This window comes from Streptomyces sp. NBC_00775, assembly GCF_036347135.1.
GTDB lineage: Bacteria > Actinomycetota > Actinomycetes > Streptomycetales > Streptomycetaceae > Streptomyces > Streptomyces lutosisoli.
This window is the reverse complement of record NZ_CP108938.1, coordinates 7,491,036-7,510,546: the sequence shown is the minus strand read 5'-3', so window position 1 is coordinate 7,510,546 and position 19,511 is coordinate 7,491,036. Positions and strand designations below refer to the sequence as shown.

At 69.9% G+C, this 19,511-nt stretch carries 19 protein-coding genes; 12 read left to right on the top strand and 7 right to left on the bottom strand.

From position 1 onward, the window contains the following. Nucleotides 1–160 precede the first annotated feature (160 nt). Complete coding sequence (locus OIC96_RS33370) at nucleotides 161–589, bottom strand: DUF3052 domain-containing protein (protein WP_330304292.1); 429 nt, start codon at nucleotides 587–589, stop codon at nucleotides 161–163. Nucleotides 590–1,021: 432 nt separating this feature from the next. Here OIC96_RS33370 and aceE point away from each other — a divergent pair, with 432 nt between their 5' ends. After that, the gene (gene aceE, locus OIC96_RS33365; protein WP_330304293.1) at nucleotides 1,022–3,754 is read left to right on the top strand and encodes a pyruvate dehydrogenase (acetyl-transferring), homodimeric type; all 2,733 of its coding nucleotides are present in this window, start codon (nucleotides 1,022–1,024) and stop codon (nucleotides 3,752–3,754) included. Nucleotides 3,755–3,828: 74 nt separating this feature from the next. After that, the gene (locus OIC96_RS33360; protein ID WP_330304294.1) at nucleotides 3,829–4,605 is read left to right on the top strand and encodes a potassium channel family protein; all 777 of its coding nucleotides are present in this window, start codon (nucleotides 3,829–3,831) and stop codon (nucleotides 4,603–4,605) included. 232 nt (nucleotides 4,606–4,837) lie between these two features. Here OIC96_RS33360 and OIC96_RS33355 read toward each other — a convergent pair whose 3' ends face one another. Next, complete coding sequence (locus OIC96_RS33355) at nucleotides 4,838–6,460, bottom strand: MFS transporter (RefSeq protein ID WP_330304295.1); 1,623 nt, start codon at nucleotides 6,458–6,460, stop codon at nucleotides 4,838–4,840. Between the two features lie 113 nt (nucleotides 6,461–6,573). Between OIC96_RS33355 and OIC96_RS33350 the strand changes: the two genes are divergently transcribed. The 3 genes from OIC96_RS33350 to OIC96_RS33340 all read left to right on the top strand — a co-directional run bounded on the left by OIC96_RS33350 (nucleotide 6,574) and on the right by OIC96_RS33340 (nucleotide 9,572). Continuing rightward, entirely contained in the window at nucleotides 6,574–7,242 is a 669-nt protein-coding gene (locus tag OIC96_RS33350) for a TetR family transcriptional regulator (RefSeq protein ID WP_330304296.1), read from the top strand. Nucleotides 7,243–7,433: 191 nt separating this feature from the next. Next, on the top strand, nucleotides 7,434–8,642 hold the full coding sequence (locus tag OIC96_RS33345; protein WP_330304297.1) for an alpha/beta hydrolase: 1,209 nt from the start codon (nucleotides 7,434–7,436) through the stop codon (nucleotides 8,640–8,642). 66 nt (nucleotides 8,643–8,708) lie between these two features. Further along, nucleotides 8,709–9,572, top strand: a complete 864-nt coding sequence (locus OIC96_RS33340; RefSeq protein ID WP_330310077.1) for a DUF4429 domain-containing protein — start codon at nucleotides 8,709–8,711, stop codon at nucleotides 9,570–9,572. Between the two features lie 114 nt (nucleotides 9,573–9,686). Here OIC96_RS33340 and OIC96_RS33335 read toward each other — a convergent pair whose 3' ends face one another. Then, a complete protein-coding gene (locus tag OIC96_RS33335; protein WP_330304298.1) occupies nucleotides 9,687–10,703 on the bottom strand; it encodes an aldo/keto reductase in 1,017 nt (338 codons plus the stop codon). Further along, nucleotides 10,700–11,188, bottom strand: a complete 489-nt coding sequence (locus OIC96_RS33330) for a MerR family transcriptional regulator (protein ID WP_330304299.1) — start codon at nucleotides 11,186–11,188, stop codon at nucleotides 10,700–10,702. The genes OIC96_RS33335 and OIC96_RS33330 overlap by 4 nt, the downstream gene beginning before the upstream one ends. 96 nt (nucleotides 11,189–11,284) lie before the next feature. Here OIC96_RS33330 and OIC96_RS33325 point away from each other — a divergent pair, with 96 nt between their 5' ends. After that, entirely contained in the window at nucleotides 11,285–11,764 is a 480-nt protein-coding gene (locus OIC96_RS33325; RefSeq protein WP_330304300.1) for a GNAT family N-acetyltransferase, read from the top strand. A 19-nt stretch (nucleotides 11,765–11,783) separates the two neighbouring features. Then, nucleotides 11,784–12,608 carry a serine hydrolase domain-containing protein gene (locus tag OIC96_RS33320; RefSeq protein ID WP_330304301.1) on the top strand — a complete coding sequence of 275 codons (825 nt, stop codon included), beginning with the start codon at nucleotides 11,784–11,786 and terminating at the stop codon, nucleotides 12,606–12,608. 17 nt (nucleotides 12,609–12,625) lie between these two features. On the opposite strand, the gene OIC96_RS33315 is transcribed toward OIC96_RS33320, so the two are convergent. Both OIC96_RS33315 and OIC96_RS33310 read right to left on the bottom strand, forming a co-directional pair. After that, entirely contained in the window at nucleotides 12,626–13,492 is an 867-nt protein-coding gene (locus OIC96_RS33315) for a haloalkane dehalogenase (RefSeq protein ID WP_330304302.1), read from the bottom strand. Between the two features lie 58 nt (nucleotides 13,493–13,550). Beyond that, the gene (locus OIC96_RS33310) at nucleotides 13,551–14,372 is read right to left on the bottom strand and encodes an NAD(P)H-binding protein (protein WP_330304303.1); all 822 of its coding nucleotides are present in this window, start codon (nucleotides 14,370–14,372) and stop codon (nucleotides 13,551–13,553) included. A 101-nt stretch (nucleotides 14,373–14,473) separates the two neighbouring features. Here OIC96_RS33310 and OIC96_RS33305 point away from each other — a divergent pair, with 101 nt between their 5' ends. Then, on the top strand, nucleotides 14,474–15,085 hold the full coding sequence (locus tag OIC96_RS33305; RefSeq protein WP_330304304.1) for a TetR/AcrR family transcriptional regulator: 612 nt from the start codon (nucleotides 14,474–14,476) through the stop codon (nucleotides 15,083–15,085). Between the two features lie 10 nt (nucleotides 15,086–15,095). Here the strand turns inward: OIC96_RS33305 and OIC96_RS33300 are convergent, their stop codons facing one another. Next, the gene (locus OIC96_RS33300) at nucleotides 15,096–15,752 is read right to left on the bottom strand and encodes a pirin family protein (protein WP_330310078.1); all 657 of its coding nucleotides are present in this window, start codon (nucleotides 15,750–15,752) and stop codon (nucleotides 15,096–15,098) included. Nucleotides 15,753–15,848: 96 nt separating this feature from the next. Here OIC96_RS33300 and OIC96_RS33295 point away from each other — a divergent pair, with 96 nt between their 5' ends. The 4 genes from OIC96_RS33295 to OIC96_RS33280 all read left to right on the top strand — a co-directional run bounded on the left by OIC96_RS33295 (nucleotide 15,849) and on the right by OIC96_RS33280 (nucleotide 19,426). Continuing rightward, on the top strand, nucleotides 15,849–17,054 hold the full coding sequence (locus OIC96_RS33295; protein ID WP_327428403.1) for a PucR family transcriptional regulator: 1,206 nt from the start codon (nucleotides 15,849–15,851) through the stop codon (nucleotides 17,052–17,054). Between the two features lie 89 nt (nucleotides 17,055–17,143). After that, on the top strand, nucleotides 17,144–18,061 hold the full coding sequence (locus OIC96_RS33290) for an ACP S-malonyltransferase (protein WP_330304305.1): 918 nt from the start codon (nucleotides 17,144–17,146) through the stop codon (nucleotides 18,059–18,061). Between the two features lie 13 nt (nucleotides 18,062–18,074). Continuing rightward, nucleotides 18,075–19,106: a ketoacyl-ACP synthase III gene (locus tag OIC96_RS33285; protein ID WP_330304306.1), complete on the top strand. Its 1,032-nt coding sequence runs from the start codon at nucleotides 18,075–18,077 to the stop codon at nucleotides 19,104–19,106. Between the two features lie 71 nt (nucleotides 19,107–19,177). Beyond that, nucleotides 19,178–19,426 carry an acyl carrier protein gene (locus OIC96_RS33280; RefSeq protein WP_327428406.1) on the top strand — a complete coding sequence of 83 codons (249 nt, stop codon included), beginning with the start codon at nucleotides 19,178–19,180 and terminating at the stop codon, nucleotides 19,424–19,426. The last annotated feature ends 85 nt before the right edge of the window (nucleotides 19,427–19,511 follow it).

Genomic DNA, 19,511 nt, shown 5'->3' with positions numbered 1-19,511 from the left:
TCCCTTCCAAGGGTCTGTTCGGGTGACGACCAGCGTACGCAGTGATCGGCGCACGCCCCCGGCGCGACCCCCGCGAACGGGTTCGGGCATGCGTGAGACCCCCGCCGACGGTGGTGTCGGCGGGGGTCTCACGTTGCTCTGCGGCAGACGGAGCGGTGGCTCAGCGCTTCGACTTGGGCGAGGCCAGGCGCGTGCCCGACCACTCCTTCGCGACCGAGATGCTCTTCGTCTGGGAGAGGCCGGCGGTCTGCGCGGCATCGTTGATGTCGCTGGGCTCGACGTAGCCGTCCCGGCCGGTCTTCGGGGTCAGCAGCCAGATCATGCCGCCGTCCTCAAGGAGACCGATGGCGTCCACCAGAGCGTCCGTGAGGTCGCCGTCCTCGTCTCGGAACCACAGAAGCACGACGTCAGCGACGTCGTCGTAGTCCTCGTCGGCCAGTTCCTGGCCGATCAACGATTCGATGCTTTCACGGAGCTCGTTGTCAACGTCGTCGTCGAAGCCGATCTCCTGGACCACCTGTCCGGGCTCGAACCCCAGCCTGGCGGCCGGGTTGGTCCGCTCCTCCGCGTGGTCCGCGGTCGCGCTCACGGCTTGCCTCCTGATTGTGTTTCGGTAGATGAACAGCAGCGCGCGTGCGCGCAGCGTTGGCCGTAGTCCACACGGGCGGGACGGATCGCGCAAGTACCCAGCCGTCGAGACCGCCGAAACGGTGACGTTCCCGGCGGTGTCGCCGCAACTCCAGGTAGCGAATCACGGTGACGGGTGACGCACACCACACCTTTCTGCCCGGTTTGTGGATTTAGGAACCCCTGAAGCGTACGAGGCCCGAACGGCTTTGCGGAACGCGTCACGTACTGAGCGTATCGTTGCGTTTTGGTCGGGCCCGTCCGAACGGTCTGCACGAACGTCTCGGTTACCCCCTGGTAGAGATGACGTTTGCGTTCCCGAGGTACACGATGGGGAACGGTGCAGACAGACAGAAAAACACCGTAGACAGCCCTCTGACAGCGAAGGAACAGCGTGGCTTCCGGATCCGATCGCAACCCGATCATCATTGGCGGCCTTCCCAGCCAGGTCCCGGACTTCGACCCTGAGGAGACTCAGGAGTGGCTCGACTCCCTCGACGCCGCCGTCGATCAGCGTGGCCGTGAGCGGGCCCGCTATCTGATGCTGCGGCTGATCGAGAGGGCCCGCGAAAAGCGCGTGGCCGTGCCCGAGATGCGCAGCACGGACTACGTGAACACGATCGCCACCAAGGACGAGCCGTTCTTCCCGGGCAACGAGGAGATCGAGCGCAAGGTCCTCAACGCGACCCGCTGGAACGCGGCCGTGATGGTGTCCAGGGCCCAGCGCCCCGGCATCGGCGTCGGCGGCCACATCGCGACCTTCGCCTCCTCCGCCTCGCTGTACGACGTGGGCTTCAACCACTTCTTCCGCGGCAAGGACGAGGGCGACGGCGGCGACCAGATCTTCTTCCAGGGGCACGCGTCCCCCGGGATCTACGCCCGCGCGTTCCTTCTGGACCGGCTCTCCGAGCAGCAGCTCGACGCGTTCCGCCAGGAGAAGTCGAAGGCGCCGTACGGACTGTCCTCGTACCCGCACCCGCGGCTGATGCCGGACTTCTGGGAGTTCCCGACCGTCTCGATGGGTCTCGGCCCGCTCGGCGCGATCTTCCAGGCGCGGATGAACCGCTACATGGAGGCGCGCGGCATCGCGGACACCTCCAAGTCCCACGTATGGGCGTTCCTCGGCGACGGCGAGATGGACGAGCCGGAGTCGCTCGGCCAGCTGTCGATCGCGGCGCGCGAGGGCCTGGACAACCTGACCTTCGTCGTCAACTGCAACCTCCAGCGCCTCGACGGCCCGGTGCGCGGCAACGGCAAGATCATCCAGGAGCTGGAGTCGCAGTTCCGCGGCGCCGGATGGAACGTCATCAAGCTGGTGTGGGACCGCACTTGGGACCCGCTGCTCGCCCAGGACCGCGACGGCGTGCTGGTCAACAAGCTCAACACCACGCCCGACGGACAGTTCCAGACGTACGCCACCGAGACCGGCTCGTACATCCGCGACCACTTCTTCGGCGGCGACCACCGGCTGCGCGCGATGGTCGAGAACATGACCGACGACCAGATCCTGCACCTGGGCCGCGGCGGTCACGACCACCGGAAGGTCTACGCGGCCTTCGCGGCGGCCAAGGAGCACAAGGGCCAGCCGACCGTTGTCCTCGCCCAGACCGTGAAGGGCTGGACGCTCGGCCCCAACTTCGAGGGCCGCAACGCCACGCACCAGATGAAGAAGCTGACGGTCGCCGACCTCAAGGGTTTCCGCGACCGGCTGCACATCCCGATCACGGACCAGCAGCTGGAGAACGGCGCGCCGCCGTACTACCACCCGGGCCGGAACTCGGAAGAGATCCAGTACATGCACGACCGCCGCAAGGGGCTCGGCGGGTACGTCCCGACGCGCGTCGTCCGGTCGAAGCCGCTGGCCCTGCCGGACGAGAAGACGTACGCGGGTGTGAAGAAGGGTTCGGGTCAGCAGTCGATCGCCACGACGATGGCGTTCGTACGTCTGCTGAAGGACCTCATGCGGGACAAGGAGATCGGCAAGCGGTTCGTGCTGATCGCGCCCGACGAGTACCGCACCTTCGGCATGGACTCGTTCTTCCCGAGCGCGAAGATCTACAACCCGCTCGGCCAGCAGTACGAGGCCGTGGACCGCGATCTGCTCCTCGCGTACAAGGAGTCGCCGACCGGCCAGATGCTGCACGACGGCATCTCGGAGGCGGGCTGCACGGCCTCGCTGATCGCCGCGGGTTCGGCGTACGCGACGCACGGCGAGCCGCTCATCCCGGTGTACGTCTTCTACTCGATGTTCGGTTTCCAGCGCACCGGCGACCAGTTCTGGCAGATGGCCGACCAGTTGGCGCGCGGTTTTGTGCTCGGCGCGACCGCCGGCCGTACGACGCTGACCGGTGAGGGTCTCCAGCACGCGGACGGCCACTCGCAGCTGCTCGCCTCGACGAACCCGGGCTGTGTCGCGTACGACCCGGCGTTCGGCTTCGAGATCGCGCACATCGTGCAGGACGGTCTGCGCCGGATGTACGGCCCGGACTCGGAAGACGTCTTCTACTACCTCACCGTCTACAACGAGCCGCTCCAGCACCCGGCGGAGCCGGAGAACGTGGACGCCGACGGCATCCTGAAGGGCCTCTACCGCTTCAGCGAGGGCACTTCGGGCGCCGTTCCGGCGCAGATCCTCGCGTCCGGTGTCGCCGTGCCGTGGGCGATCGAGGCGCAGCGGATCCTCGCCGAGGAGTGGAACGTCAAGGCGGACGTCTGGTCGGCGACCTCCTGGAACGAGCTGCGGCGCGAGGCCGTCGAGGTGGAGCGGCACAATCTGCTGCACCCCGAGGAGGAGCAGCGCGTCCCGTATGTGACGCAGAAACTGTCGGCCGTCCAGGGTCCGTTCGTGGCCGTCTCCGACTGGATGCGATCGGTTCCGGACCAGATCTCGCGGTGGGTGCCGGGTACGTACCAGTCCCTCGGCGCGGACGGCTTCGGCTTCGCGGACACCCGCGGCGCGGCCCGGCGCTTCTTCCACATCGACGCGCAGTCGATCGTGGTCGCGGTGCTGACCGAACTGGCCCGCGAGGGCAAGGTCGATCGGTCGGTGCTGAAGCAGGCGATCGACCGCTACCAGCTGCTCGACGTGACGGCGGCCGACCCGGGCGCCGCCGGCGGCGACGCGTAAATCGCGGGTACGTCCATCGAGGGGCGGCGGGGCCATCGGCTCCGCCGCCCCTTCGTCGCTCCTACCATGCGGGCATGAAGCAACAATCGGCACAGGCCCGTTGGGAGCTGCACACCCAGCGGCCCCTGCTCGCGCTCGCGGTGGCCTTCGCCCTCGCGTACGCCGTGCCGATCGTGGACAGCGACGCGAGCCCCACGCTGACACTCACGTGCACGGTGGTGGAGTGGGTGGTGTGGGGGTCGTTCGCCGCCGACTATCTCGTACGGCTCGTACTGGCCCGGCAGCGGCGGGACTTCGTACGCACCCACTGGCTGGACCTGTGCGCGGTGATCCTGCCGATCCTTCAACCGCTGCGGCTGCTGCGGCTCGTGGCCACGCTGACGCTGGTGGGGCGGCGGGCGCGGATGGCCTCGCAGATCCAGCTGACGACGTACGTCGGGGGCGCGGTGATCGGGCTGCTGATGTTCGGCTCGCTCGCGGTGCTGTCCGTCGAACGGGATTCACCGAACGGGAACATCAAGACGCTGGGCGACGCGGTGTGGTGGTCGTTCACGACGATGACGACGGTGGGGTACGGGGATCATGCCCCGACCACCGGCATGGGCCGGATGCTCGCGGTGGGGCTGATGCTGTCGGGCATCGCGCTGCTCGGTGTCGTGACCGCCAATATCGCCGCGTGGTTCATTTCGCGGTTCGAGAAGGATGACGTGGAGGAGCGGCGGCAGACGGCGGCGATCGAGGCTTTGACGGAGGAGGTGCGGGCGTTGCGGGCGGAGGTTGCTGCGATGGCTGCGCTGGGCGGTGGGGTTCGGCAGCCGGTGCCGGAGGGAGCCGAGGAGCATTCGCGCTGACGCGCGGGGGGTTGTTTGTTGACTGCCGGCCCGTCGTGGCTGGTCGCGCAGTTCCCCGCGCCCCTAAAACGGCCTGCTGCGCGCTGCCCCCCTCCGGCAGCGCGCCGCAGCTCCGGCTGGTCCTCCCGGTCGTGCGGAGGACTTGACCCACTGTGACGTGCGGCGCGTGCCGGGTGGGAGGGATCTTTAGCTCAGTCACCCTGATAGGCGAAAACCGAACGAAGACGGCCCGTCAGATGTGGCCGGCTCCCGCGCCCGCGGCCTCCGCGTTGGCGCCCCGCTTGGTGAGCAGCGCGACGAAGACCGCGACGACGGCGACCCCGGAGGCGACCAGGCAGGCCAGGCTCATGCCGGAGATGAAGGTGTCGTGGGCGACGTCGGTGATCTGCGCGGCGATCGCGGCCGGGGTGTCCTTGGTGACCGGCGCGGCGCCGACCTGGACCGCCTCGGAGGCCTGGTCGAGCTGGGCCGGAGTGAGCGGCGGGAGCTTGGCGTCGGCCCAGTTGCCCGCGAGGTCGCCGTCGACCTTGGAGGCCATCACGGCGCCGAGGACGGCCGTACCGAGGCTGCCGCCGATCTGCATGGCGGCCTGCTGGAGGCCGCCGGCGACGCCGGAGAGCTCCATCGGCGCGTTGCCCACGATGACCTCGGTGGCGCCGACCATGACGGGGGCGAGACCGAGGCCGAGGCCGGCGAACCAGATCGACATGACGGCGCCGCTGGTGCCCGTGTCCAGCGTGGACATGCCGTACATGGAGATCGCGGTGAGCGCCATGCCTCCCGCCAGCGGGATGCGCGGGCCCGTCTTGGTGATCAGGGCGCCGGCCAGCGGTGAGCCCACGATCATCATTCCGGTGAGCGGCAGCAGGTGCAGGCCGGCGTCGACCGGGCTCATGCCGTGCACGTTCTGCAGATAGAAGGTGACGAAGAACAGGCCGCCCAGGAAGGCGATGGCCATCAGCACCATGAGGACGACGCCCGCCGACAGCGGCACCGAGCGGAACAGCGCCAGCGGGATCAGCGGCTCCTTCACCCTCTTCTCCCAGAGGGCGAAGAGCGCGAACCCGAGCACCGAGGCGCCCAGGAAGGCCCACGTCAGGCCGTCGCCCCAGCCCCAGGCCGGGGCCTTGATGAGCGCCCAGACCAGGCAGAACATGGCGCCGGAGAGCAGCGCGATGCCGAGGAGGTCGAAGGAGCGCGGGGCGTTCTCGGCACGGTGGTCGAGCAGGATCAGCAGGCCGAGGACGAGCGCGATGGCGCCGACCGGCACATTGATGAAGAACACCGACTGCCAGCTGACGTGCTGGACCAGCAGACCGCCGAGGATCGGGCCGCCCGCGGTGGACGCGCCGATGACCATGCCCCAGATGCCGATCGCCATGTTCAGCTTCTCGGCCGGGAAGGTGGCCCGCAGCAGGCCGAGCGCGGCCGGCATCAGCAGCGCGCCGAACAGGCCCTGGAAGACGCGGAAGGTGACGACGAGGGCGATGCTGTCGGACAGACCGATGGCCCCCGAGGCGGCGGCGAAGCCGACCACGCCGATGAGGAAGGTCTGCCGGTGCCCGAACCGGTCGCCGAGCTTGCCCGCGGTGATCAGTGTGACGGCGAGGGCGAGGAAGTAGCCGTTGGTGATCCACTGGACGTCGGCGAAGCTCGCGCCGAGGTCCTTCTGGATGGCCGGGTTGGCGATGGCCACGATGGTGCCGTCCAGGGCCACCATCATGACCCCGACGGCCACGGTGATGAGGGTGAACCACGGATGGCCGCGCAGCCCCTTGGCGGGGGCCCGGTCCGACAGGGCGACCGGAGTCTTGTCCCCCGAGCCCGTCGTGTCGATGGTGGTCTGACTAGTCATGCATTCGAGGCTAGTGACAGTCGCTGACAGTTGACAATCCAATTCACATGTCGGTAACTGTCACGCCACTCACACATAGGCTGAACTGGGCGAACAGTTCGAAGGAGAGGTCCATGGACATCGCGGACAGTGCGGTGACGGCGGCGACGGCACCACTCCCGGGGCTGCGCGAGCGCAAGAAGCAGCGCACCCGGGACGCGCTGCTGCGGGCCGCCCTCGAACTGTTCACCACCAAGGGATACGAACAGACGACCGTCGACGAGATCGCCGAGGCCGTCGACGTCTCCCAGCGCACCTTCTTCCGCTACTTCGCCGGCAAGGAGGACGTCGCCCTCTTCAGCCAGCGGCTCGCGGAGTCGCACTTCCTCGCCGTCGTGCGTGAACGCCCGTCGCACGAAGCCCCGTTGGAGGCGCTGCGACGGGCCGTCCTGGAGGGCTGGGACACCATCGGCGAGGCGATCGACGCCGTCGTCCCGATCGAACTGCACATGCGCACCTTCCAGTTGATCGAGTCGACGCCCGCGCTGGTCGCCGTCCATCTGCGCCGCTCCGCCGAGCTGGAGGAGGAGATCGCCCGGGTGATCGCCGAACGCGAGGGCCTCGACGTGGACGCGGATCCACGACCGCGCGTCGCGGTCGCCGTGTTCGGCGGGGTGATGCGCGTCACGGGACGACTGTGGGGCGCGGGCGAGGACACCAGCGTCGAGGCGATCCGCGAACTGACCGCCACCTATCTCGACCATGTGGGGCCCGCGTTGGCGGAGAAGTGGCGTACCGAGTGATCACCGAAGACCGCAGAAGACCGCAGAAGATCAGCGAAGGAAAAGCGATGCACGGAATGATCATTGACGCACACGGAGCGTCACTATTTATCTCAAACTGAACCCGCTTTGCCCCAATTACCCCACCAGAAACGTGATCCCGCTCACTCGTTTAACGGGAGGCACCTCACTTCTCCTAGTGTGTCCTCTCAGTGACTTCCTTCGATACCTCCCCCCAACTCAGCGTTTGGCGCGCACTGCTCGCGCTGGCCGTGGTGTTCGTGATGCTGGCCACCGGTGGCTGGACCGCGCTCAACAGCCACCGGACAGCGACGCCGCTCCAAGCGTCGCTCTCCGCGTGGGAGCACGGCCGCATCGCCGGTCACAAGCTCCCGGACCCCGACTCCGCGCCGAGCCGCCTGGCCCACTTCTTCGCCACGCTCGACGCCCAGCAGCGCGCGGGGCTCGCCCACCGCTATCCGCTCGCGGTCGGCAACATGAACGGGGCGCCCGCCACGCTGCGCTACCAGGCGAACCGCATCGCCCTGGAACAGCAGCGCAAGGTCGAGCTCAAGCGCATGCACGACGACCGGCTCTCGGCGCTCGGCCAACACGACGCGGGCCGCCGTATGCACCGCTACGAGGCGCTGCTGCGCAAGGGCCGCAAGATCCTCGCCTTCGACCCCCAGGGCTCGGGCCGCGTCGCCGAGGTCTACGGCAACCTCGACAAGGCCGACCGGATCTCGGTCGTGGTGCCCGGCGTCGACACCGACCTGATGACCTTCCAGCGCACCTTCAAGAAGTACTCGGCGCCGGTCGGCATGGCGCGTTCCCTGTACACGGCGGAGCGCGCGGCGGATCCGGGCACGCGTACGGCCGTGATCGCCTGGGCCGACTACACGGCGCCCAGCGGCCTCGGCATCGACTCGGCCACCGCGATGCGCGCCGAGGAGGGCGCGGTCCGGCTGAACGCGATGCTGCGGGGGCTGCCGGGAAGCTCACCGGTGGCGCTGTACTGCCACAGCTACGGCTCCGTACTGTGCGGGGTCGCCGCCCATGAGCTGCCCTCCCGGGTCTCCGACATAGCCGTCGCGGGCAGCCCCGGTATGCGGGCCGAGAAGGCGGCGAACCTGCACACCACGGCCCAGGTCTGGTCGATGCGGGACGCCGACGACTGGATCCAGAACGTGCCGTACCTGGAGGTCGGAAGCCTCGGGCACGGCGCCGACCCGGTGTCGAAGGACTTCGGGGCGCGGGTCCTGTCCGCCGCCGACGCGAAGGGTCACACCGGCTATTTCGAGCCGGGCACTGACAGTCTCCGCAACTTCGCGGAGATCGGCGTTGGTGCGTACCGCGCGGTGAACTGTGCGCACGACGATGACGCGTGCCGGACGGGTTTGTCCGGCGGCGTGTCGGCCTGACGCGCGTAGAGAGCGAAAAACTGCGGTCCGCACGAAGAGGCGACGGAGGCTTGCGTGCCGCATACGATGGCCCGCATGGGTGACGTACTGGCCGGATTTCATGCCGCCTGGGAGTTCGAGTCCGACTCCGTGCTCATCCGCTTCGAGCGGGGGATCCGTTCGCCGAAGCTGTTCCAGGCGCTCGGCGAACGCCGCATCCCCCTGGAGGCGATCGCGGCGGTGACGCTGACGCCCGGGAAGCGTGGCACGGTCGTCCTGCGTGCCGTGCCGAGGCCCGGCGCCGATCCGCTGGTCGAGGCGGCCGCGGGACAGCTCAAGGAGGGGTGCGACCCCTATCGCCTGGTGCTGCCCGCCGAGCGCGAGACCCTCGCCGAGTACTACGCGGACGAACTGCGCGGGCAGCTCGGCGAGGACGACGAACCCGCCGAGCGCTTTCTGGTGAGCCCTCCCGAGGGGCCGCTGCAGTTCAAGGCGTACGACGGGAAGGCGACCTTCGACGGCAAGTCGGTGTCCTTCCGGTGGTTCTGGACGGGCGCCTCCTCCGCCAAGTGGAAGGCCGGCGACCAGAGCTTCCCGGTCGCCGACCTGAGCGGGGTCGAGTGGCGCTCCCCCGAGGTGTTCGAGGGTCATCTGCGGCTGCTGCGCCGTGCGTCCGCGCCCGCGCAGCCCGCCCAGGCCGACCAGGATCCGGCGGCGGTCGTCTTCGGGCTCGGGTACGGGCCGGTGCATGAGTCGCTGCCGTTCGCTGCGGCTGTGCTGGCGGCCGCGCGCTCCGCGGGGTCTGCGGTGCCTGCTGTGTCCGCCGGGGCTCGGCGTGACCCGGCGGACATTGCTGAGCGGATTCGGCATCTGGGGGAGCTGCACAAGGCCGGGCTTGTCACGGACGAGGAATTCTCTGTGAAGAAGGCCGAGTTGTTGGCCGAGTTGTGAGTTGTTTGTCGGGTGCGGGTGAGTGGGGGCTTGTCGCGCAGTTCCCCGCGCCCCTAAAGGGGCGCCTCCTGTTGCGGCAAAGCTCCTGGTCCCGACGACCCAGCCAAACCCCTATTACTCCCTGCCCGCCGACGCGAACGTCATGTCCGGGTAGCGGGTGCCTGCCACCTTGCCCGCGAGCGGGGCCAGCAGGGTGAGTTCGGCCTCCGTGAGGACGATCCTCGTGGCCGCGGTGTTCTCCTCGACTCGGCTGCGCTTCGTCGTGCCGGGGATCGGGACGACCGTGAATCCGTGGACGGTGGCCTGTTGTTGGACCCAGGCCAGGGCTATCTGGCCGGGTGTGGCGTCGTGGGTCTCGGCCACGGTGCGGATCGGCTCCAGGAGTGTCGCGTTCGCGGCCGCGTTGTCGCCCGTGAAGCGGGGGTGGGCGCGGCGGGCGTCGTCCTCCGTGAGGTCCTTGTCGGCGTTGGCGAAGGAGCCGGTCAGGAAGCCCCGGCCGAGCGGCGCGTAGGGGACCATGGCCACGCCGAGTTCGCGGGCCGCGGGGACCACGTTCGTCTCGATGTCGCGGCTGAACAGGGACCACTCCGACTGCACGGCCGCGATGGGGTGTACGGCCTGGGCGGCGCGCAGCTCCCCGGCGGTGACCTCGCTGAGCCCCAGGTGCTTGACCTTGCCCTCGCGCACCAGCTCGGCCATGGCTCCGACGCTCTCCTCGATCGGCACGTTCACATCGCGCCGGTGCATGTAGTAGAGGTCGATCACGTCGACGCCGAGGCGCCCGAGGCTGCCCTCGACGGCCCGGCGGATGTACGGCGGGTCGTTGCGGATGATCCGCTTGCTCCGGTCGTCCGGCGAGAACGTGAGGCCGTACTTGGTCGCGATCACGACCTCGTCGCGGTGCGCCTTGAAGAACGGCGACAGGAACTTCTCGTTCTCGCCGTCGCCGTAGCCCTCCGCCGTGTCGAAGAGCGTGACGCCCAGCTCCAGTGCCCGTTCCAGGGTCGCCCGGGCCTCGTCCGCGTCCGCGGGGCCGTACGCCCAGCTCATGCCCATGCAGCCGAGGCCCTGTGCGCCGACCTCCGGGCCCCCGGTACCGAGCCGTGCCTTCGCGATTCCGCCGTCCGTCATCGGGACCTCTCCGACGCCAGGGCCCGCCCGGCGTCCGCGTAGAAAGTGATCTTGTGGTCGAGCACCGCGAGCGTGTCCTGGAGCTCCGCGATCCGGGCCTTGACGTCCCGGCGGGTCGCCTCCAGGAGCTCGTAGCGCTCGATGAAGGTGTGGTCGCCCTCGCGCACCATTTCCGCGTACCGCACCATGTCGGCGACCGGCATTCCGGTGAGCCGGAGCTTGCCGACCAGGCTCAGCCAGTCCAGGTCTCGGTTGCAGTAGCGGCGCTGGCCGGTGTGCGAGCGGTCGATGTGCGGCATCAGCCCGATCCGCTCGTACCAGCGCAGGGTGTGAGCGGTGAGGCCGGTGAAGGCGACGACCTCGCTGATCGTGTAGTTGTCCTGACCGTCGGGACGCCGGTGCCGGTCGGGCGGCGCCGCGCAGATGTCGGTCCTGGTGCCGGCGCCGGTCTCGGCGGGCTCGGCCGTGGTCTCCATCACCGTCATGAACCCCACGCTAAAACCTTGGAGTGCACTCCAAGCAAGCGGAATCCGCCGAAAATCCGAGGACCTGGCGAGGCCCCGGTGGCTACGGTGCGGCTCATGAGTCTCGTACGCCGTGCCCTGCCCGAGGACGCCGAGGAAGTGCTGCGCCTGCGTCAGGTGATGATCGACGCGGTCTTCGCCACGGACGGCTCCGCAAGCTCCAGCGAGTGGCACGCGGAGTCACTGCCGACCATACGCGGCAAGCTCGCCGATCCCGACGGAGACTTCGTGGCCTTCGTCGTCGACCATCCCGGCCGGCCGGACGCGCTCGGGGCGCTCGTCGTCGGGACGGTCGAGTACCGGATCGGGCGCGCGGGCAATCCGCACGGCGCGGTGGGCCATGTCTTCAGCGTCGCCACCGACCCGGACGCGCGGCGCCGCGGTTACGCCCGCGCGTGCATGGAGACGCTCCTGGAGTGGTTCCGCGAGCGGGGCGTGGCGCAGGTCGACCTCAACGCGTCCACCGAGGCCGAGCCGCTGTACGCCTCCCTCGGGTTCGTCCGCAAGCGGGACCCCTCGATGCGGCTCGACCTCTGAGCCGCTTAGGCTCGTCACCATGTCCTTGCAGAGCCTGGCGTTGATCGAGAACTGGCCCGTTCCCACGGCCGCGGCGGCCGTCGTCCGCGCGGACGGCACGGTGCTCGGGGCCCATGGGCCGGTGGCGCACCGCTTCCCGCTCGCCTCCGTCACCAAGCCGCTCGCCGCGTACGCCGCGCTCATCGCGTACGAGGAGGGGGCGATCGAGCTCGACGAGCCGGCGGGTCCGGCCGGTTCGACGGTCCGTCATCTCCTCGCGCACACCTCCGGGCTCGCCTTCGACGAGCACCGGGTGACGTCGGCGCCCGGGGAGCGGCGGCTGTACTCGAACGCCGGGTTCGAGGTGCTCGGGGACCACATCGCCAAGGCGACGGACATTCCCTTCCCGGAGTATCTGCGACAGGCGGTGCTGGAACCGCTGGGCATGACCTCGACCGCGCTGGACGGGTCGCCCGCCAAGGACGGCGTCTCGACGGTGGACGACCTGGTGCGGTTCGCCGCCGAGGTGCAGGCACCGCGGCTCCTCGACCCGCGTACGGTCGCGGAGGCGATGACCGTCCAGTACCCCGGCACGAAGGGTGTGCTGCCGGGGTACGGGCACCAGAACCCCAACGACTGGGGGCTCGGCTTCGAGATCCGCGACTCCAAGTCGCCGCACTGGACGGGGAGTTCGTCCTCGCCGCGGACCTTCGGGCACTTCGGGCAGTCCGGTACGTTCCTGTGGATCGACCCGGTCGTGGGCGCCGCGTGCGTCGCGCTGACCGACCGCGCCTTCGGCCCGTGGGCCGTCGAGGCCTGGTCGCCGTTCACCGACGCGGTGCTGGCGGAGCTCGCCGCCGCCTGACGCGGACCGCTCCGGACTCACCCGCGGCGCAGGCCGTTCCGGTCCGCCCAGGCCGACAGCGCCGAGGCGATCAGTGCCGGCTGGTCCTCCGGTGTGTGGTGCCCGGCGATCGCCTCGGAGTGTTCGGTCTCCAGGGCGGCGATGTTCTCGGCGCACCACGCGACGATGTCCTCGTGCATCATCGCGCCCGGCCCGGGCGCGAACGTGAGCAGGAGCTTGGGCACGTCCGGACTCGCCTTCAGCCACCGGCCGTACGCCTCGGCCCTGGCCACGACGTCGGCGGGTTCGCCGCCCAGCGGCATCGAGCGCGCCCACCTCAGGAGTGGCCGCCTGCTCTCCGGGGTGGGGTAGGGCTTGCGGTAGACGTCGAGGTCGCCCTGCGCGAGCGGTGTGGCGGAGGCGGCGGGCAGGGCCTGCTCGATGAAGGCGTTCTCGTCGAGGATCATGGCCTCGCCGATGCCGTCCGCTTTGATCGCCCGGAACAGCTCTCGGCCTCCTTCGGGGAACTCCTCCCAGGTCATCGGCTTGACGATGGTCTCGGTGAACGCGATGCCGCGCACCCGGTCCGGGTGACGCGCGGCCCAGTCGAAGGCCAGGGCGCCGCCCCAGTCGTGCCCGACGAGGATCACGTCCCGGAGGTCGAGCGCGTCGAACCAGGCGTCCAGGTAGTCGGCGTGGTCGGCGAAGGTGTAGTCGAGGGCGGGCTTGCCCGACTCGCCCATGCCGATGAGGTCGGGGGCCAGCAGCCGTCCGGCCCCCACGGCCGGCATGACGTGCCGCCACAGGTACGACGAGGTCGGGTTGCCGTGCAGGAAGACGATCGGCGCCCCGGTGCCGGACTCCCGGTGGTGCATGGTCGAGCCGAGGATGTGCTGAACGGGCATGGTCGGGTCTCCTGGTGGAGGTTGAGGCGGGTGAGTGATCAGGGCGGCCACCGCACGGTCACCGGAACGCCGTGGCGTTGCGTTCGGCCCAGGCCGCGAAGCTGCCCGGGGCGCGGCCCAGGACGCGTTCGACATCGGGGCTGACCTGCTGCTCGTCCTCGGTCGGTGTGCCCAGGATGGCCAGGGTGCCTTCGACCACGGGCGGCGGCATGAACCGCGACATCAGTTCCCGGGCCTCCGCGCGGGTCTGTTCGGTGAAGCGCACCGGTTCGCCCAGCGCGGTCGCGATCGCGGCCGCCCGCTCGCGCGGGGTGGTCGCCGCGGGGCCGGTCAGGGTGTAGGTGGCCCCGAGGTGGGCGCCCGGCCGCAGGGCGGCGGCGGCGACCGCGGCCACGTCGGCGGGGTCGACGAAGGGCAGCCCGACATCACCGAACGGCGCCGCGGCCTCCCGCCCGGCGCGGATCGACTCGGCCCACGCGAAGGCGTTGGTGGCCATCCCGCCCGACCTCAGGACCGTCCAGTCGAGCCCTGAGTGCTGTACGGCCGCCTCGAACAGGGCGGGGTGCCGGTATGCCTCCGGGCGGGTCCCCACGCCCTGGGTGGACAGCAGCACCACCTTGCGGATCCCGGCGGTCTTCGCCGCGTCCAGAATGCCGTGCGGGTCCTCGCCGGCCACCAGCAGGAACAGCGCCTTGCCGCCCTCGAACGCGGCCCCGAGGCCGGCCGGTTCGGCCAGGTCGGCGGCCACCGCGCGGACCTCCGGCGGCACATCGGCCTGGGTGATGTGCCGGGCCACCGCCGTCACCGGCAGCCGGGCCTCGGCGAGCATCCGTACCAGCGCCTGCCCGACGTTTCCGGTCGCACCTGTCACCACGAACATGTCGATCTCCCCGGTCGCGAATTAAGTTAGTTAGTTGACTGACTAACTCGATGGACAGGACGCTAGCACAGGCCGACCCTCGGCTGTCTATAGTTAGTCGGGTGACTGACTCAACGGATTCCGGGCGCCCTCCCACGAAGGCCAGGGCGAAGGCCAGGGCGGCCGGCAAACGGCAGCAGCTGACGGCGGCCGCGGCCCGGGTCCTGCACGAGCAGGGCGTGGAGCGCACGACCATCGCCGACATCGCCCGCGCCGCCGATGTCCCGGCGGGCAACGTGTACTACTACTTCAAGACCAAGGACGAGCTGGTCGAGGCAGCCCTCTCCGAGCACGTCAGCCACCTGGAGACCCTCACCGGCCGGCTGGACCAGCTCCCCGACCCGCGCGAACGCCTCAAGGGGCTCATCGACGCCTGGGTCGAGCAGCGCGACACCGCGGCGCGCTACGGCTGCCCCACGGGCACCCTCGCCGCGGAGCTCGGCAAGCGGAGCGAGGGTGGCCTCGACCTCTCGGCGGGCCGCGTCATCCGGCGACTGCTGGACTGGGTGGCACTGCAGTACCGCCACCTCGGGGTGGCCGACCCCGAGGGTCACGCGCTGGCGCTCGTCGGCGCCTACCAGGGCATGTCCCTGCTCTCCAACGCCCTGCGCGACCCGGAGATCATGGCCCGCGAGGGCGCCCGGCTCACCCGCGAGATCGACGCCCTGGGGTGACGCCCGCGCGTCAGCCCGCCGCCATCTCCCACAGCAGCAGCTCCGCCGGAGAGCCCGCCAGCACCTCCCAGTCCTTGGCGTCCGTGATGCGGGCCGCGTCGCCCGGTCCCAGCTCCTCGCCGTCCAGCTTGATCTCACCGCGGACGACATGGACGTACACGAAGGGCGCGTCGGGAAGTGCCGTCCGCTCCCCCGCCGTCAGGCGGCGTACGTGGAGCATGGCGCCCGCCTCCGGGACGGCGTACGGCGTGGAGTCCGCGATGCCGTGGACGATCTCGTAGGACGGATCTCCGCCCGGCGTGAGCGGGGCCAGCCACATCTGGACGAAGGTGAGCGGCTCCGGGCCGTCATTGCGTTCCACGTGGCGGACGCCGCCCGCCGAGCTGAGGCGCTGGACGTCGCCGGGGCGGACCACCGACTCGTGCCCGGCCGAGTCCCGGTGGGTGAGCTCGCCCTCGACCACCCACGTGATGATCTCGGTGTGGCTGTGCGGGTGCTCGTCGAAGCCGGCGCCGGGAGCGAGCCACTCTTCGTTGCAGGCGATCACCGCGCCGAAGCGGAGGTTGTCCGGGTCGTAGTGCGGGCCGAAGGAAAAGGCGTGCAGCGAGGAGATCCCGGCCGCCGGGTCCCCTCCGCGGTAGCGCTCTTCGGCGCGGCGGACATCCATCACATCCACCACCGTAGCCCCGGCCCGGCGCTGTACCCCGCGCTTACTTGCGACCCGCCGCCGCACACCTCCGTCCTGATAAGGCAGTCTTGTCCCGTGCCCGAACCCGAATCCAGCAACACCGAGCGCCGAGTGCGCGACATCCACGCGCACACCGCGACCCTCAAGCGGCTGGAGAAGTCGTCCGGCAGTCTCGCCGCCCAGGCGATCGCGCGGATGGACGAGACGCTGCCGTGGTACCGGGCCATGCCCCCGGAGAACCGCTCCTGGATCGGTCTCGTCGCCCAGGCCGGTATCGCGGCCTTCACCGAGTGGTTCCGGCATCCCGACGCCCCCCAGGCCATCTCCACCGATGTGTTCGGGACCGCGCCACGCGAGCTGACCAGGGCGATCACCCTGCGCCAGACCGTCGAGATGGTGCGCACCACCATCGAAGTCATGGAGAGCGCCATCGACGAGGTGGCCGCCCCCGGTGACGAGAACGTGCTGCGCGAGGCCCTGCTCGTGTACGCCCGCGAGATCGCCTTCGCCACCGCCCAGGTGTACGCGCAGGCGGCCGAGGCACGGGGTGCCTGGGACGCCCGGCTGGAATCCCTCGTCGTGAACGCGGTGCTCTCCGGCGAGGCCGACGAGGGCGCCGTCTCCCGCGCCGCCGCTCTCGGCTGGAACTCTCCCGAACATGTCTGCGTGGTGCTGGGTACGGCGCCCGACGGTGACAGCGAACTGACCGTCGAGGCCATCCGGCGGGCCGCCCGGCACGCCAAGCTGCAAGTACTGACCGGTGTGCTCGGGGACCGGCTCGTCGTCATCGCCGGCGGCAGCGACAACCCGATCGCCGTCGCCAAGTCGCTGATCGGGCCGTACGCGGCGGGACCCGTCGTCGCCGGGCCGATCGTGCCCGATCTGCTCGCCGCGACCCGCTCCGCGCAGGCCGCCGCCGCCGGGCTCAAGGCGTGTTTCGCCTGGCAGGACGCCCCGCGGCCGGTTCTCGCGGACGATCTGCTGCCGGAGCGCGCGATCGCCGGAGACCCGTCCGCCCGCGAGCAGCTGGTGGAGGAGATCTACAGACCGCTGGAGGAGGCCGGCTCCGCTCTGCTGGAGACGCTCGCCGTCTATCTGGAACAGGCGAGCAGCCTCGAAGGCGCTGCCCGGATGCTCTTCGTTCACCCCAACACCGTGCGCTACCGGCTCCGACGTGTGACTGACGTCACCGGATGGTCGCCTTCGGATGTACGCTCCGCCTTCACACTGCGAATCGCGCTGATCCTGGGGCGTCTGGCCGATGGAGATCCGCAAACCTAGGCTTTTGTCGGGGACCTACAATTCCCCCTCGTGTTCTTCGTCCCTGTCCCCACGGGCGGTCGTGGCCGTCCACAAGAGAGAGTGTGAGAGTGCTCGTACTCGTCGCTCCCGGCCAGGGCGCTCAGACGCCCGGCTTCCTGACTCCTTGGCTCGACCTCCCCGGCGCCGCCGACCGCCTCGCCGCGTGGTCGGACGCCATCGGGCTCGACCTTGCCCACTACGGCACGCAGGCCGACGCGGACCAGATCCGGGACACGGCTGTCGCGCAGCCGCTCCTCGTCGCCGCCGGACTCCTGTCGGCCGCGGCACTGGGTGACATTGCTCCCGGTGCCGTCGCGGGCCACAGCGTCGGCGAGATCACCGCCGCCGCCTTCGCGGGAGTGCTCGACGACACCGCCGCCCTGCGGCTCGTCCGCAAGCGGGGCCTGGCGATGGCCGAGGCCGCCGCGATCACGCAGACCGGTATGTCGGCGCTGCTCGGCGGAGACCCGGAGACGACGGTTCCGCACCTGGAGAAGCTGGGCCTGACCCCGGCGAACGTGAACGGCGCGGGCCAGATCGTGGCCGCCGGCACGATGGAGCAGCTGGCCGCCCTGGAGGCCGACAAGCCCGAGGGCGTACGCCGTGTAGTGGCCCTGAAGGTCGCCGGCGCGTTCCACACGCACCACATGACCCCGGCGGTCGACGTGCTGGCCGAGGCCGCCGCGGAGCTGTCGCCCGGCGACCCGAAGATCACGTACGTCTCGAACAAGGACGGCCGGACGGTCGACACCGGTTCCGAGGTCCTCGCGCGCCTGGTCGGCCAGGTCGCCAACCCGGTCCGCTGGGACCTGTGCATGGAGACCTTCAAGGAGCTCGGCGTGACCGCGCTGGTCGAGGTGTGCCCCGGCGGCACCCTCACCGGTCTCGCCAAGCGCGCCCTGCCCGGCGTCAAGACGCTGGCGCTGAAGACCCCCGACGACCTCGACGCGGCTCGCGAGCTCATCGCCGAGCACAGCGCGGCGTAAGGAGCCCCGGAGAATGTCGAAGATCAAGGCACCCAAGGGCGCTCCTTTCGCACGCATCCTCGGCGTCGGCGGCTACCGCCCCGTCCGGGTCGTGCCCAACGAGGTGATCCTGGAGACGATCGACTCGTCCGACGAGTGGATCCGTTCGCGCTCGGGCATCGAGACCCGGCACTGGGCGAACGACGAGGAGACCGTCGCCGCGATGTCGATCGAGGCGTCCGGCAAGGCCATCGCCGACGCCGGGATCAACGCCGACCAGATCGGCGCCGTGGTCGTCTCCACCGTGTCGCACTTCAGCCAGACCCCGGCCGTCGCCACCGAGATCGCCGACAAGCTCGGCACGAACAAGGCCGCCGCCTTCGACATCTCGGCCGGCTGCGCGGGCTTCGGCTACGGCCTCACCCTCGCCAAGGGCATGGTCGTCGAGGGTTCCGCGGAGTACGTCCTCGTCATCGGCGTCGAGCGCCTTTCCGACCTCACCGACCTGGAGGACCGTGCGACGGCCTTCCTGTTCGGTGACGGCGCGGGCGCGGTCGTCGTGGGCCCCTCGGACGAGCCGCACATCGGCCCGACCGTGTGGGGCAGCGAGGGTGACAAGGCGGGCACGATCAAGCAGACCGTGCCGTGGGACCAGTTCCGCAACGGTGACATCTCCGCCCTTCCGCTCGACTCCAAGGGCGAGATCAAGTTCCCTGCGATCACGCAGGAGGGCCAGGCGGTGTTCCGCTGGGCCGTGTTCGAGATGGCGAAGGTCGCCCAGCAGGCGCTGGACGCGGCCGGAATCACCTCGGACGACCTGGATGTCTTCATTCCCCACCAGGCCAACGAGCGGATCATCGACTCGATGGTGAAGACACTGAAACTGCCGGCGCATGTCACGGTCGCCCGCGACGTACGCACCACCGGCAACACGTCGGCCGCCTCGATCCCGCTCGCGATGGAGCGGCTCCTGGCTACCGGCGAGGCGAAGAGCGGCGACACCGCGCTCGTCATCGGCTTCGGGGCGGGTCTCGTGTACGCCGCCACGGTCGTTACCCTCCCCTAGGCACACCGTCCGGATCTTTCCGGCCGGAGTACCGCCACACCCTCTGGATACATACCGAAGGAGCGCCTGACATGGCCGCCACGCAGGAAGAGATCGTCGAAGGTCTCGCCGACATCGTCAACGAGATCGCCGGCATCCCGGTCGAGGACGTCCAGCTGGACAAGTCCTTCACCGACGACCTGGACGTCGACTCGCTGTCCATGGTCGAGGTCGTCGTCGCCGCCGAAGAGCGCTTCGACGTCAAGATCCCGGACGACGACGTCAAGAACCTCAAGACGGTCGGCGACGCGACCTCCTACATCCTCAAGCACCAGGCCTGATCTTCCGATCACCTGGGCTGAGCGCCCTGGTTCGCCTGGGCCGTGTGCCCTGGTTCACCTGGGCTGATGCCCCGCCACCCGGCGG